This is a genomic window from Alphaproteobacteria bacterium (assembly GCA_030740435.1).
Classification (GTDB): domain Bacteria; phylum Pseudomonadota; class Alphaproteobacteria; order UBA2966; family UBA2966.
Genome location: JASLXG010000030.1, coordinates 1 through 13,552, shown reverse-complemented (window position 1 = coordinate 13,552; position 13,552 = coordinate 1). Strand labels below are relative to the sequence as shown.

General features: G+C 64.6%; 17 protein-coding genes, 1 tRNA gene and 1 riboswitch. Of the genes, 9 read left to right on the top strand and 9 right to left on the bottom strand.

The features are described from left to right. Positions 1-120 precede the first annotated feature (120 nt). The 7 genes from QGG75_03395 to QGG75_03365 all read right to left on the bottom strand — a co-directional run bounded on the left by QGG75_03395 (position 121) and on the right by QGG75_03365 (position 4,442). Positions 121-270 (bottom strand): hypothetical protein, encoded by a 150-nt coding sequence (locus QGG75_03395; GenBank protein MDP6066286.1) that lies wholly within the window; start codon positions 268-270, stop codon positions 121-123. A gap of 39 nt (positions 271-309) precedes the next feature. Then, positions 310-816, bottom strand: coding sequence for a hypothetical protein (locus QGG75_03390; GenBank protein MDP6066285.1), 507 nt, complete (start codon positions 814-816; stop codon positions 310-312). 39 nt (positions 817-855) lie between these two features. Continuing rightward, positions 856-1,863 carry a flagellar motor switch protein FliG gene (fliG, locus tag QGG75_03385; GenBank protein MDP6066284.1) on the bottom strand — a complete coding sequence of 336 codons (1,008 nt, stop codon included), beginning with the start codon at positions 1,861-1,863 and terminating at the stop codon, positions 856-858. 84 nt (positions 1,864-1,947) lie between these two features. Further along, positions 1,948-2,376, bottom strand: a complete 429-nt coding sequence (locus tag QGG75_03380) for a cyclic nucleotide-binding domain-containing protein (protein MDP6066283.1) — start codon at positions 2,374-2,376, stop codon at positions 1,948-1,950. A 44-nt stretch (positions 2,377-2,420) separates the two neighbouring features. Then, a tRNA-His gene (locus QGG75_03375) sits at positions 2,421-2,497 on the bottom strand. Positions 2,498-2,653: 156 nt separating this feature from the next. Then, the gene (locus QGG75_03370; GenBank protein ID MDP6066282.1) at positions 2,654-3,103 is read right to left on the bottom strand and encodes a response regulator; all 450 of its coding nucleotides are present in this window, start codon (positions 3,101-3,103) and stop codon (positions 2,654-2,656) included. A 13-nt stretch (positions 3,104-3,116) separates the two neighbouring features. Continuing rightward, positions 3,117-3,194, bottom strand: a riboswitch (cyclic di-GMP riboswitch). A 90-nt stretch (positions 3,195-3,284) separates the two neighbouring features. Then, positions 3,285-4,442 carry an aminotransferase gene (locus QGG75_03365; protein ID MDP6066281.1) on the bottom strand — a complete coding sequence of 386 codons (1,158 nt, stop codon included), beginning with the start codon at positions 4,440-4,442 and terminating at the stop codon, positions 3,285-3,287. A gap of 68 nt (positions 4,443-4,510) precedes the next feature. Between QGG75_03365 and QGG75_03360 the strand changes: the two genes are divergently transcribed. From QGG75_03360 to QGG75_03330, 7 genes are all read left to right on the top strand, one after another. After that, the gene (locus tag QGG75_03360; GenBank protein MDP6066280.1) at positions 4,511-5,956 is read left to right on the top strand and encodes an amidase; all 1,446 of its coding nucleotides are present in this window, start codon (positions 4,511-4,513) and stop codon (positions 5,954-5,956) included. Positions 5,957-6,021: 65 nt separating this feature from the next. After that, positions 6,022-6,261, top strand: a complete 240-nt coding sequence (locus QGG75_03355; GenBank protein MDP6066279.1) for a type II toxin-antitoxin system PrlF family antitoxin — start codon at positions 6,022-6,024, stop codon at positions 6,259-6,261. 5 nt (positions 6,262-6,266) lie between these two features. After that, a complete protein-coding gene (locus QGG75_03350) occupies positions 6,267-6,659 on the top strand; it encodes a type II toxin-antitoxin system VapC family toxin (protein ID MDP6066278.1) in 393 nt (130 codons plus the stop codon). Positions 6,660-6,714: 55 nt separating this feature from the next. Beyond that, positions 6,715-7,893, top strand: coding sequence for a pyridoxal phosphate-dependent aminotransferase (locus QGG75_03345; GenBank protein MDP6066277.1), 1,179 nt, complete (start codon positions 6,715-6,717; stop codon positions 7,891-7,893). 163 nt (positions 7,894-8,056) lie between these two features. Beyond that, the gene (locus QGG75_03340) at positions 8,057-8,395 is read left to right on the top strand and encodes a P-II family nitrogen regulator (protein MDP6066276.1); all 339 of its coding nucleotides are present in this window, start codon (positions 8,057-8,059) and stop codon (positions 8,393-8,395) included. Between the two features lie 29 nt (positions 8,396-8,424). Beyond that, positions 8,425-9,834, top strand: coding sequence for a type I glutamate--ammonia ligase (gene glnA / locus QGG75_03335; protein MDP6066275.1), 1,410 nt, complete (start codon positions 8,425-8,427; stop codon positions 9,832-9,834). Between the two features lie 131 nt (positions 9,835-9,965). Next, positions 9,966-10,205 (top strand): glutaredoxin domain-containing protein, encoded by a 240-nt coding sequence (locus tag QGG75_03330; protein ID MDP6066274.1) that lies wholly within the window; start codon positions 9,966-9,968, stop codon positions 10,203-10,205. Here QGG75_03330 and QGG75_03325 read toward each other — a convergent pair. Further along, a complete protein-coding gene (locus tag QGG75_03325) occupies positions 10,202-10,606 on the bottom strand; it encodes an acyl-CoA thioesterase (protein ID MDP6066273.1) in 405 nt (134 codons plus the stop codon). The two genes, QGG75_03330 and QGG75_03325, sit on opposite strands and share 4 nt — an antisense overlap. Positions 10,607-10,710: 104 nt before the next feature. Here QGG75_03325 and parE point away from each other — a divergent pair, with 104 nt between their 5' ends. Together parE and QGG75_03315 are read left to right on the top strand one after the other, a co-directional pair. Then, the gene (gene parE, locus QGG75_03320) at positions 10,711-12,681 is read left to right on the top strand and encodes a DNA topoisomerase IV subunit B (protein MDP6066272.1); all 1,971 of its coding nucleotides are present in this window, start codon (positions 10,711-10,713) and stop codon (positions 12,679-12,681) included. Positions 12,682-12,717: 36 nt separating this feature from the next. Continuing rightward, the gene (locus QGG75_03315; GenBank protein ID MDP6066271.1) at positions 12,718-13,257 is read left to right on the top strand and encodes a hypothetical protein; all 540 of its coding nucleotides are present in this window, start codon (positions 12,718-12,720) and stop codon (positions 13,255-13,257) included. Between the two features lie 67 nt (positions 13,258-13,324). Here QGG75_03315 and QGG75_03310 read toward each other — a convergent pair. Beyond that, the coding region (locus QGG75_03310) for an IS4 family transposase (protein ID MDP6066270.1) at positions 13,325-13,552 on the bottom strand (228 nt) is incomplete at its 5' end.

The window sequence follows — 13,552 nt, the reverse complement described above, 5'->3', positions numbered from 1 at the left end:
TGTGTCGCGCTGCTTGCCCGATGTCCCACATCGCGCGGCGCAGCGCTCCTACCCTGTCGGCGCGACAACGCCGCGCAGGCCATGACCCGGTGAGAAATGCGGGTTAAGGACCGTCACGCCTCAGTCTTCGTCGTGGCTGCTGTCATCGGCGTAGGGGAATTCGATTTCGGCATAGGGCCACAGGGCCCGGTGGACGGCGCGTTCGCCTGAATCGATCTCGCCACGGCGATAGCGCGCCAGCACCCGCTCGATCATGCGCCGGTGGAGCATGGGATTCCAATATTGATTCTTGCCGCCGGCACCGCTTGCTCAGATGTTGCGGCCCAACTCCCTGAGCACTTCCTCGAGGCACTGCCAGGCGGTGCGCACCTGCTGCTCGTTCTCGGCGTCGAGGGAAACGTGAAAATAGGCGTAGAGCGTGGTGGCCATCCGGCTTAGGCAATCTTGCGCCCCAGGCACGCCTTCGATGTCGTTGACAGTCCGGAAAAGATAGTTGGAGAGCTGAAAATAGATCGCCGCCTCGCTTTTTTGCGAGCAACCGATTTCGAAGATTTGGGTGACCAGCGCCAACCTGCCGGCGGCCCGGCTCTGGGCCGCGTAGGCTGCGCGGAGATCGATTTTCTCCTTCACCGTCTCGATTTCGTCGATGACCGCCGGCGCCATCCGGCCGCCGGCCGCCTCTACTTCCGCCGCGGCATCGCTCTGACGGCCCAGGGCGCGCACCCGGGCCTCGGCCCGCAGCACGGCGATCAGGACCGATTCCATTTGATCCCGGGTTTCGTGGATCAGGCTGCCGCTTTCAGGAAAATCCGCCATGTTGGCTTTCGCCGCTGGTTGATCCTGCCCCGACGGTCCCTAATAGACCATTTCGTCCTCGCCGCCCTCGGCGATGACGATGTCGCCGTTGGCCGCCAGGTCCTTGGCCTTCAGCACCATCTCGAGCTGCGAATCGTCGACGTCCTTGAGCCTAACCGGGCCCATGGCCTCCATGTCCTCCTTGAGGATCTTGCCCTGGCGTTCCGACATGTTGGTGAAGAAGAGATCACGCATGCCCTCGGAGGCGCCCTTGAGGGCAATCGCCAGGGCCCCCTTCTCGACGTGCCGAAGCAAGGTTTGCACGCCGTTGGGATCGAGGTTGGCCAAATCGTCGAAGGTGAACATCAGGGCCCGGATCTTGTCCGCCGAATCCCGGCTGCGCTCCTCCAGCGCCGTCATGAAGCGGCTCTCGGTGGCCCGGTCGAAGCTGTTGAAGATGTCGGCCATCAGCTCGTGGCTGTCGCGTTGCGAGGTGCGCGACAAGGTCGCCATGAACTCGGTGCGCAGCGTCTGTTCGATGCCCTCGAGAATCTCCTTGCGCACCGGCTCCATGCCCAGCATGCGCGTCATGACCTCGGCCGCGAAGTCCTCGGGCAGTTCGCCGAACACCAGGGCGGCGTGATCGGGCCTGAGTTTGTTGAGCACTACGGCCACGGTCTGGGGATATTCGTTCTTGAAGTAGTTGGCCAGCACCTCGGCGTTGACGTTGCTCAGCTTGTCCCACATGGTGCGCCCGGCCGGGCCCCGGATCTCCTCCATGATGCCGGCGACTTTGTCCCCGGGCAGCGTGTTGCGCAGCAGCCGCTCGGTGCTGTCGAAGCTGCCCACCAGCGAACCGGTCGACGACATCTGCGAGGCGAATTCGACGAACAGGGCCTCGACCACCTTGGAATTGACCGAACCCAGGCTGGCCATGCTCTGGGAGAGCTCCTTGATCTCTTCCTCGTCCATCAAGGAGAAGAGTTTGGTGGCGCGCTCCTCGCCGATGGCCATGATCACGATGGCCGCCTTTTGCCGCCCGGTCAGACTTCTTACATCGTCAGCCATGATCTATCCCTGCACTCGGAAACGGGCCTCCCGGCCGTTGCCCATATTACCCCGGAGCAGGCCCGAGGGCTATCCGCGGGTTTTCTAATCCTCCGCCGCCGGCCCACCCTCGGTCTCTTGAATTCGCCGATGTCGGCCACCGCGCCCGCTGCCGGTCACTTCCTCTGCCATGGTCCTCATGCGCTCAACCATGAGCATCACAATTCCCCGAATGGCCGGATCCATGTCGGCCACGCGCTGCTGAAATTCCTCGCGGGCAATCGCCGTGACCTCGGTGGGCTCGACGGCCACGGCCGCCGCCATGTGCGGCCGGTTGTCGAAAAGCGCCATTTCGCCAAACACTTGGCCTTTGCCGATGACTGCCAATACGCGCGGCGCATCGCTACGCACGCCGACGCGGATCTCGACCTTGCCCGAACGAATGAGATAGGCCTCGGCACTCTGCTCGCCTTCGTCGAAAATCAGCCTGTTGACCGCGAAACTGAGCCGCCGAAAGGCCATGCTTTCATCCATTCCCGCTCACATCAATTTTGCCTTGGCAGCGACCGAAATGTGTTTGGGGCGAGTGATGGGGATCGAACCCACGACCTCTAGATCCACAATCTAGCGCTCTAACCGACTGAGCTACACCCGCCAGCAGGGAAGCCCGGTTTTTACGCTCCGCCCGCGCCAGCGTCAAGGAGCAGGAGAACCTCCCCGACGCCCGTCGCATGACCCCTTCCCACAGCGGCGGCGCGGGCGGAGCTCCGAAGCCGATGGTCCCCAGGCCGTCGGCTTCGGACGTTGGGTGTCAGCCCGAAAAGCCGACGGCTTCGTGGATTTCGCGGGCCAGATCGGGTGCGGAAATCGGTTTGGTCAGCACCTTGGCGGCACCGACCTGGCGGCTGACTTCGTGCAACATGGTATCGGCGTCGCCGGTAAGGATGAGTACTGGTATACCCGCGATCTCGGGCCGTTTGTGACGCCGGATGCGGTTGCAGAAATCCATGCCGTCGACTTTCTCCATGTGCAAATCGCAGATCACGATGTCAGGCAGGTCGGCCTGCTGTGCCTCGAGAAAGCGCAAGGCCACGGCACCGTCCTCGGCCTCGACCACATCCTTGATGCCGGCCTGGCCCAGAAGGCCCCGCACGATTTTGCGCATGGTCCGCTGGTCATCGACGATCAGGGCCCGGATTTCGCTCATCCAGGCCTCGCCGGTCTCGGATACTTTTTCGCTGGTCAGAACAGAGATTGTCATCGCCTTGGCTCCCTTCGGTAACCCCGCTGTCTGGAACTCCAGACCGGTGGTTTTGCGTCCCGCCGTTGCCGGCGGTTTGCCCTTTTCGGAAAGCCGCGCCATCCCACTTGGCGCTACCCCCGTTGTGTTATCAGCGTATATGGGAACGGGTTAAGCGTTTGTAAAGCCCGGGCAGAGCAGCTCAGGAAAAATGCCGAGCCAGGCGGTCGATGGCCTGCTCGAGCAGCGCGTCGTCTTTGCAGAAACAAAAGCGTGCCAGGTAGTCGACACCGTCGGCGGCGTAGAAGGCGCTGACCGGCACCGCCGTGACGCCGGCCTCGACGGTGATGTGGCGGCAGAATTCCTCGTCGCTGCCGCTGAAACCCAGGCCGCGGAAGTCGGCGTTGATGAAATAGGTGCCCTGGCAGTCCATGGCTTCGAAGCCGATGCCCGAGAGGCCGTCCCGCATCAGGTCGCGCTTGGCCGCCAGTTCGCCGCCCAGATCGGCGAAATAGGCGTCCTCCTTGGCCAGGCCATAGGCCACGGCGCGCTGCAGGTTGGGCGGCGTGGTAAAGACCAGGAACTGGTGAGCCCGGGCCACGGTGGCCAGGATCTCGGGCGCCGCCGTGACGTAGCCCACCTTCCAGCCGGTCATGGCAAAGGTCTTGCCGGCCGAGCCGATCTTCAGGGCGCGATCGCGCATGCCGGGGAGGGTGATCAACGGCAGATGCTCGAGGCCGTCGAACACCAGGTGCTCATAGGCCTCGTCGCAGATGACGTAGCAGTCATGGGCCAGGGCCAGTTCGGCGATGGCCAGCAGTTCGTCGCGCTTGAAGACCTTGCCGGCCGGGTTCATGGGCGAATTCAGCAGCACCAGCTTGGTGCGCTCGGAGAACGCCGCCGCCAACTCGTCTCGCGGCAGGTCCCAGTGCGGCGGCTTGACCCGCACCAGCCGGGGCGTGGCGCCAGCGCGGCGGATCATGGGCAGGTAGCAATCGTACAAGGGCTCGATCAGCACCGCCTCGTCGCCCGGCTCCACCAGGCCCAGGATACAGGCCGCCAAGGCCTCGGTGGCGCCCGAGGTGACCATGACCTCGCTGGCCCAGTCGACCTCGAGGCCGTAGAAGCGCTGGCCGTGCTCGGCCACGGCCTGGCGCAGCTCGGGCACGCCCATCATGGGGGGATACTGGTTGGCGGCGTTCTCCAGGGCGTCATGGGCCGCCTGGCGCACGTCGTCGGGCCCGTTGCCGTCGGGAAAGCCCTGGCCCAGGTTGATCGACTTGTGTTCGATGGCCAGCCGCGACATCACCTCGAAGACGGTGGTGCCATAGCCGGAAAGAATGCTGTTGGCCGCTTTCACGCTGATCCTCCCTCCACTTGCCCTATCATAGTAGCGCACGGCTGCGGAAACCATTGAGGAGAGGCAGGATGTCGCAAGAGATAGCCTACCTGTCGGCCCACCAGATGGCAGCGGCCTTCGCCGCCGGCAGCTTGTCGCCGCCGGCCGCCTGCCAGGTGGCGCTGGAGCGCCAGGCGCGCTTCGAGCCCGTGCTCAACGCCTTTCAGGTGATCGACCCGGAGGGCGCCATGGCCAGCGCCGAGCGGGCCGGCCGGCGCTGGCGGCAAGGCACACCGCTGAGCCCCCTCGACGGCCTGCCGGTTCACATCAAAGACACCGTGCAGGCCGCCGGCTGGCCGACGCGGCTGGGCTCGAAGACGGTTGCCGCCGAGGGCCCCTGGCAGGACGACGCGCCGGTGGTGGCGCGGCTGCGTGAGGCCGGCGCCGTCATCCTGGGCAAGACGACGATGCCGGAATTCGGCTGGAAGGGCATGACCGACGGGCCGCTCTTTGGCACCACACGCAATCCCTGGAACCCAAAGCGCACGCCCGGCGGCTCGTCGGGCGGCGCCGCGGCGGCCCTGGCCGCCGGTATCGGCCAGCTCGCCTTCGGCAACGACGGCGGCGGCTCGATCCGCATTCCGGCCAACTTCTGCGGCCTTTTCGGCCTCAAACCGAATTTTGGCCGGGTGCCGCAGTGGCCCAATGAAAACCCCTTCACCACTCTGCTGGCGGGCGGGCCCATCACCCGTAACGTGCGCGACGCGGCGCTAATGCTGGGCGAGATGGCCAAGCCCGACCGGCGCGACTGGTATGCCCTGCCCTATGACGGCCGCGACTGGACGACCGGGCTGGAGGACGGCGTCGGCGGTCTCAAGGTGGCCTTCGCGCCGGGCCTGGGCGGGGCCCAGCCGGACGACGAAATCCTAACCCCGGTGCGCCGGGCCGCGAAGGCCATGGCGGGCCTCGGTGCCACGGTCGAGGAGGTCGGCGAGGTCTTCGCGCCGCTCGAGCCCGACTTCGCCGATTACTGGATCGCCGCCTTCGCCAGCATCTTGCGCCAGGTACCGCGAGCGCGCTGGGACGATCTCGATCCCGACTTCCGCCGCCTGGCCGAAGCCGGATTGGAGGTCGGCATGGAAGCTTACGTCCAGGCCATGGAAGCGCGGGCCCGGCTGGGTGCCTTGATGAACGCCTTCCATGCCGATTACGACCTGCTGCTCACGCCCACCCAGCCGACGCCACCGCCCAGCGCCGACACCATCTACCACTCGGCGGCCTACGACCGTTATCGCCACGCCGTGCCCTACACCCTGCCCTTCAACCTGACCGGCCAACCGGCCGCCTCGCTGCCCTGCGGCGTCACCACGGCGGGGCTGCCCGTGGGCCTGCAAATCGTTGGCCCGCAATACGGCGAGGCCTTGGTGCTGCGCGCCGCCGCCGCCCTGGAACGACACCTCGCCCTGCCCCTGCCGCATCCCAAGCTGATCGAGAGTTTGGCGGCAATTGCGGCACAAACCGACACACGGCCCTGAATGGATTGTCTCTAACAAATTCTTACTGTATAGTAAGGAATAAGGAATTATGTAAGGATTGCATGATGGCCAGTGCGACCATCACCTCCAAAGGTCAAACCACGGTGCCAAAGGTCATCAGGGACGGTTTGCGGCTGAAACCCGGCGATCGGGTGGAATTTGTCCTGCAAGACGACGGCACGGCTCTGATGGTACCGGCGACGGTTCTCCTGACCGATCTTTGGGACGTCCTGCCGGCGCCGAAAAAATCGGTCAGCATCGACGACATGAACCGGGCCATCCGCGAGCGAGGCGGCCGAATTTGAAGGGCTTGGATACCAACGTCCTGGTCCGCGCGGTAGTCGAAGACGACGCCCGACAGTCGGCGCTGGCCCGACACTTTCTGGAACGCGAAAGCACTCCGGAGGCGCCCAGCTTCATCAATCGGATCGTCCTTTGCGAGTTGGTTTGGGTCCTGGAAACATCGTACGATTATCCCCGGGCACAGGTGGCGGATATCCTCGAGAAGATATTGCTGACGACCGCTTTCGTTGTCGAGAATGCCCATCAGGCGCTGACAGCATTGCGGGCCTACCGCGAAGGCCGAATTGGATTCGCGGACGGCTTGCTCGGCACTACCAACCGCGCCCATGGATGCGAGACCACGGTTACCTTTGACCGCGGGGCGTCTCGCCTGGACGTTTTCGAATTACTTTCGGACTGACCGTCTGCCACCGCGCGCCCCTGTCGCCCAGGCCGTGCTCTGCTATAACCGGGCCATGAACACGACCGCACCACAGCTCAGCGAGCGCATGTCGCGGCTCGGCACCGAGACGGCTTTCGAGGTGCTGGCCCGGGCCGCCGCGTTGCAGGCCGAGGGCCGTGACATCATCAATCTGGGCATCGGCCAGCCCGACTTCCCGACGCCCGAGAACATCGTCGAGGCCGGCCGGCGCGCCCTGGCCGAGGGCCATCACGGCTATACGCCGGCCCAGGGTATTTTGCCGCTGCGCGAGGCCGTGGCCGCCGATGTCCATAAATACCGCGGCGTCGACGTCAGCCCCGAGAACCTGCTGATCGTACCCGGCGGCAAACCGACCATGTTTTTTGCTTGCCTGATGTTCGGCCAGGCGGGCAGCGAGATCATGTATCCCGACCCCGGTTTCCCGATCTACCAATCGGCCATCCGCTATGCCGACGCCACGCCGGTGCCGATCGCGCTGAGTGAGGAAAACGGATTTTCCTTTGGCGCCGACGAAGTCTTGGCCCAGATCACGCCGCGCACCCGCCTGATCATCATCAACAGCCCCGCCAATCCCACCGGCGGCGTCATCGCCAAGGCCGAACTCGACCGCCTGGTGGCCGGGCTCGAATCGCATCCCCAGGTCGCCATCCTGTCGGACGAGATCTACAGCCGCATGGTCTACGACAACCAGCCCCACGTCAGCCTGCTCGATTACCCGGCCATTCATGATCGCCTGATCGTGCTCGACGGCTGGTCCAAGACCTATGCCATGACGGGCTGGCGGCTGGGCTGGAGCCTGTGGCCGGCGGCCTGGATCGAAGCGGCCGTACGGCTTTGCGTCAACGTCCATTCCTGCGTCAACGCCGCCACCCAGTGGGCCGGCATCGAGGCCCTGACGGGGCCGCAAGACGCGGTCGACGAGATGGTGACGGCCTTCGATGAACGCCGCCAGGTCATTCTCGACGAGCTCAACGCCATCCCCGGTTTTCGCTGCAATCGCCCGGCCGGCGCCTTCTACGCCTTTCCCAACATCGCAGGCACCGGCCTGGGGGCCAAGGAGCTGCAGCAGCGCCTGCTCGAAGAGGCCGGCGTGGCCACCGTGGCCGGCACCAGCTTCGGTGCCGGGGGCGAGGGTTTCATTCGCTTCTCCTATGCCAACTCGGTAGCCAACATTCGCGAAGCGATGGCGCGGATTCGCAGGCTGCTGGCCTGATCAAAAAACGGGCAAACTGCTGAAAAATTAGGCACTCCGCGCCCCCCGGGCGGCCCCAGGGTTTGGCAATAAATGGCTGAACCGGTGGGGTTTGGCGCCCGCCCCGATGTGGCACGGCACGTGCTATGCAAAGTGTTCGTCGGGATGTTGCTCGGGTACCGTCATGAAAAAGATCGAAGCCATCATCAAGCCTTTCAAGCTGGACGAGGTCAAAGAGGCGCTGCACGAGGTTGGCTTGCAGGGCATCACGGTCACCGAAGCCAAGGGTTTCGGGCGCCAGAAAGGCCATACCGAGCTTTACCGCGGGGCCGAATATGTGGTTGATTTCCTGCCCAAGGTAAAGATCGAGATCGTGCTCGAGGACAGCCTTGTCGAGCGCGCCATCGAGGCCATTCAGCAAGCCGCCCACACCGGCCGCATCGGCGACGGCAAGATTTTCCTGACCACGGTCGAGGAAGCCATCCGCATCCGCACCGGCGAGAAAGGTGCCGAGGCGATCTAGTTATTTTTTTTTGGAAAGGGACTGTCACCATGTCCGACGTTGACGCCGTACTCAAACGCCTCAAGGACGAAGACATCGGTTTCGTCGATCTGCGCTTCACCGACCCGCGCGGCAAATGGCAGCATCTGGCCATGGCCAGCCCCATGATCGAGGAAGAAACCTTCAGCGACGGCATCATGTTCGACGGCTCCTCGATTGCCGGCTGGAAGGACATCAGCGAATCCGACATGGCGCTCGTGCCCGACCCGAAAAGCGCCGTGATGGACCCCTTTGCGGCGCAGAATTCGCTGATCATGTTCTGTGACGTGATGGAGCCCTCGACCGGCGAGGCCTACGGCCGCGATCCCCGTTCCACCGCCGGCCGGGCCGAGCAGTACCTGAAATACACCGGCACCGGCGACGAAGCCTTCTTCGGGCCCGAGGCCGAGTTCTTCGTCTTCGACGACGTGCGCTACGACGTCTCGATGAACAACACCTTCTATGCCATCGACCAGGAGGAGGGCCCCTACAACACCGGCCGCCACTTCGAAGGCGGCAACGTCGGCCATCGGCCCCCCGTCAAGGGCGGCTATTTCCCGGTGCCGCCGGTCGATTCGCTCTCCGACTTGCGGGCCGAAATGCTGACCCTGATGGCCGAGATGGGCATCGAAACCGAAAAGCATCACCACGAAGTGGCGCCTTCGCAGAATGAGTTGGGCATGAAGTTCAACACCCTGGTGCGCGGTGCCGACGACATGCAGATCTACAAGTACGTGGTGCACAACGTGGCCCATTCCTACGGCAAATCGGCCACCTTCATGCCCAAGCCCGTGCTCGAGGACAACGGCTCGGGCATGCACGTGCACCAATCCATCTGGAAGGACGGCAAACCCGTCTTCGCCGGCAACGGCTATGCCGACCTCTCCGACAACGCGCTCTACTACATCGGCGGCATCATCCAGCACGCCAGGGCCCTCAACGCCTTCACCAACCCGCTGACCAACAGTTACAAGCGCTTGATTCCGGGCTTCGAGGCGCCCGTGCTGCTGGCCTACTCGGCGCGCAACCGCTCGGCCGCCTGCCGCATTCCCTACACCACCAGCCCGGCCGGCAAGCGCGTCGAGGTGCGCTTCCCCGATCCCGGCGCCAATCCCTACTACGCCTTCACCGCCATGCTGATGGCCGGCCTGGACGGCATCGAGAACAAGATCCATCCCGGCGATCCCATGGACAAGAACCTCTACGATCTGCCGCCCGAGGAGCTCGAAGGCGTGCCCACGGTCTGCGGCAGCCTGCGCCAAGCCCTCGATGCCCTGGACGTCGACCGCGACTTCTTGAAAAAGGGCGACGTCTTCTCCGACGACCAGATCGAGGGCTACATGGATCTCAAATGGGAAGAGGTCTATGCCTTCGAGCACACCCCGCATCCAATTGAATTTTCCATGTATTACAGTGTGTAAGAAGGATTACATAAGGTAATATATCAAGTTACCCGGGGGCGAGGACCAGGGCCGCGGTTAGCCGCGGCCCTGTTGTTTGGCGGCGGGAATTGCTAGGCTGGGCCACTGTTTTCCCACCTTTGGAACCCCTCATGGCCGAGACCGTCATCGTCTACTCCACCCCCTTTTGCGCACCCTGCGAACGGCTCAAGCGCTATCTCAAGTCCCAGGACGTGACCTTCAGCGTCGTCGACCTGATGATGGACGAGGCGGCGGCGGATCTGATGGCCAGTAAGAAGCTCTACAGCGCGCCGGTGCTGCAGGTCGGCGAGCAATTCCTGGCCGGCCAGAACCTGGTCCCGGAGAAGATCGATGCGGCACTTGGAATTTAGTCATCCACCGCCCGGGGCCGACCCTCGGCGTCGATGGCGACGAAAACGAAGGTGCCTTCGGTGACGCGGATCTCCTGGTCGGCCAGGCGGCGGTTGACATAGGTCTCCAGCCTGACCTCGAGCGAGGTACGGCCGACCCGTATGACCTCGCCGTAGATGCTGACCAGATCACCGACCAGGATGGGCTTGTGGAAGGTCATGGCGTCGATGGCCACGGTGACGACACGGCCACCGGCCCGCTTGGCGGCGATGGTGCCGGCGGCGATGTCCATCTCGGAGAGCACCCAGCCACCGAAGATGTCGCCGTTGGCGTTGGCGTCGAGCGGCCGGGGAACCGTGCGAATGGCCGGCTCGCGGCCTCGGCGGCCGCCTTGGCGGACTTCTGTCGTTTGATCGGCCATATCCTGTCCCGTTACCATATTTTGTTGTCGCAAGCTGAGATGGTACCTTATACTGCGTCGAAATGGCGCTTTTCCCGCGTCGATTAGGCCCCATATTGTCCCTGATGCCCGATCTCTTTCAACAGGCAAGCGCCGCCCAGCCGGCCCGCGACTATTCGGCCAAGCACATCGAGGTGCTGGAGGGCCTGGAGCCGGTGCGCCGCCGCCCCGGCATGTACATCGGCGGCACCGATGCGGCCGGGCTGCATCACCTGGCGGCCGAGGCGCTGGACAACGCCATGGACGAGGCCGTGGCCGGGCACGCCAGCACCATCGATATCGAACTGGCCGCCGACGGCACGCTCACGGTGCAGGACAACGGCCGCGGCATACCGGTCGACAAGCACCCCAAGTTCAAGCAGAAATCGGCCCTCGAAGTGATCATGACGACGCTGCATTCGGGCGGCAAGTTCAGCGACAAGGTCTACCACACCGCCGGCGGCCTGCATGGTGTCGGCATTTCCGTGGTCAACGCGCTCTGCGACCGGCTGGAGATCGAGGTGGCGCGCGACAACAAGATCTGGACGCAGCACTACGTTCGCGGCCAGCCGGCATCCAAGCTCAAGCCCACGGGCGGCACACGCAGCCGCCGCGGCACCCGCGTCTCGTTCCATCCCGACCCCAAGATCTTCGGCCCCAAGGCGGCCTTCAGTCCGGCCACGCTTTACCGCATGGCGCGTTCCAAGGCCTACCTTTTCGGCGGCGTGCGCATCCGCTGGAAGTGCGCCGCCGAGGGCCTGGCGGCCAACGAGGGCGTGCCGCCCGAGGATGAGCTGCATTTTCCCGAGGGCATCCTCTCCTTTCTGCAATCCTCGCTGGGCCAGGCCGCCACGGTAACCCGCGAGGCCTTCTCGAACCGGGTCTCGGTCAACCACTCGGGCGGCCGTGTGGAATGGGCCATCGCCTGGACGGCCGGCGGCACCGGCTTTCTCAACAGCTATTGCAACACCGTGCCGACGCCCGAGGGCGGCAGCCACGAAAGCGGCTTGCGGGCGGCCTTGAGCAAGGGTTTGAAGGCCTACGCCGAACTCACCAACAACCGCCGCGCCGGGGCGCTGAATGCCGACGACGTGCTGGGATCGTGCGCCGTGGTGCTTTCGGTCTTCATCCCCGAACCCCAGTTCCACGGCCAGACCAAGCAGAAGCTGGCCAGCCCCCAGGCGGCCAAGCTGGTCGAGACCATCATGCGCGATCATTTCGACCATTGGCTCTCGGGCAACCCCGAGGAAGCCAATGCGCTGCTGGGATTCGTCATCGAACGGGCCGAGGAGCGCCTGCGCCGGCGCCAGGAACGCGAGGTTTCGCGCAAGACGGCGACACGCAAAGTGCGGCTGCCGGGCAAGCTGGCTGACTGCTCGCGTTCGGGCCAGAGCGGCACCGAGCTTTTCATCGTCGAGGGCGATTCGGCCGGCGGCTCGGCCAAGCAGGCCCGCGACCGCGCAACGCAGGCTGTTCTGCCGTTGCGCGGAAAAATCCTCAACGTGGCCAGCGCCGCCGCCGACAAGCTGAGGGCCAACCAGGAGCTCCGCGACCTGGCCCAGGCGCTGGGCTGCGGCCAGGGCGAGCGCTACCGCGAGGAAGATCTGCGCTACGACAAGATCATCATCATGACCGACGCCGACGTCGACGGCGCCCACATCGCGGCGCTCTTGATGACCTATTTCTTCCGCGAGATGCCCGAGCTGGTGGCCTCGGGCCACCTCTACCTGGCGCTGCCGCCGCTATATCGCCTGAGCCAGGGCGGCAAGACCGCCTACGCCCGCGACGACGCCCACCGCGAGGAATTGCTGGCCCAGTTCGACGGCCGCGGCAAGGTCGAGATCAGCCGCTTCAAGGGCCTGGGCGAGATGCCGCCGGCCCAGCTCAAGCAAACCACCATGGCACCGGCCCAGCGCAACATGCTGCGCGTGGTGGTGCCCGAGGCCGAGGCCCAAGCCACCGACAAGCTGGTGGAGCGCCTGATGGGCCGCAAGCCGGAATTGCGCCTGGCCTTCATCCAGGAGCACGCGCCGGACGTCGCCGATCTCGATATTTGATGCTAGGCTGGGGCCATGGTCAGGGCTGGAAAGCATTTGATCGGGATGCTGTTGGGCGCCGGTTTGCTGTGGGGCTGCGTCGCCGTCAGCATCCAGGAAACCGAGGTCGATCCCTACTACACGCCCGACCTGGTGCGCAGCATCACGTTCGGCGGCGAATTTCCCAGCGAAATCCGGGGCAACCCCTTTGCCGGACAGCCGGAAATCGGCGACAAGATCCTGAACCGGCTGCGTATGCCCGGCATGTTCCCCCAGGCCCGTTTCGTGCCCGCCGCATCGCGCGATCAGCACCGCGTCGTGCTGGTCTTCAGCCCCGTTTTGCGCGGCCTGCGCGGCAAAGAGGCCTGCGGCGGGCTGGCAGGCATGGAACTGGCACCGGCCGCGAACGAGCTTGACCTGGTGGCCGCGCTTTGCGTCGGCGAACGGGTGCTGACCCAGATCCGGGTCGAGGGCATCCTGCCGCCAGGGCCGGACGACGCGGCCTTCGGCCGCATCCTCGACCAGTCCATCGTCTCGCTCCTACCCTCCAACGAGACCGACCGCACCGGCGGCTGCGAGGCCGGAGCGCCCTGTTAGCGGGCTCTTGAAGTGGGGTCGGAGTCGATTAAAGTGGGGTCGGAGTCACTGCTGTCCCACAAACATTCTAAACTGCTAGAGCCTGCTGTCTCGGATCGGTTTTTGGCGGGTCGGGGGGTCTTCCCGTGACGAGATCAAAGAGGTTGCGCCTGATGAACAAGTTGAGCTGGAGAAGGCGGAGGACGGCCTGGGCCGATTGACCGGTCTTGGAGATGAGCTTGAGATAGGCGAGCAGCAAGGTGACACATAGGGCCACCCAGATTTGCGTCAGGATGGCGTTCTTGGAGGTGCCGAG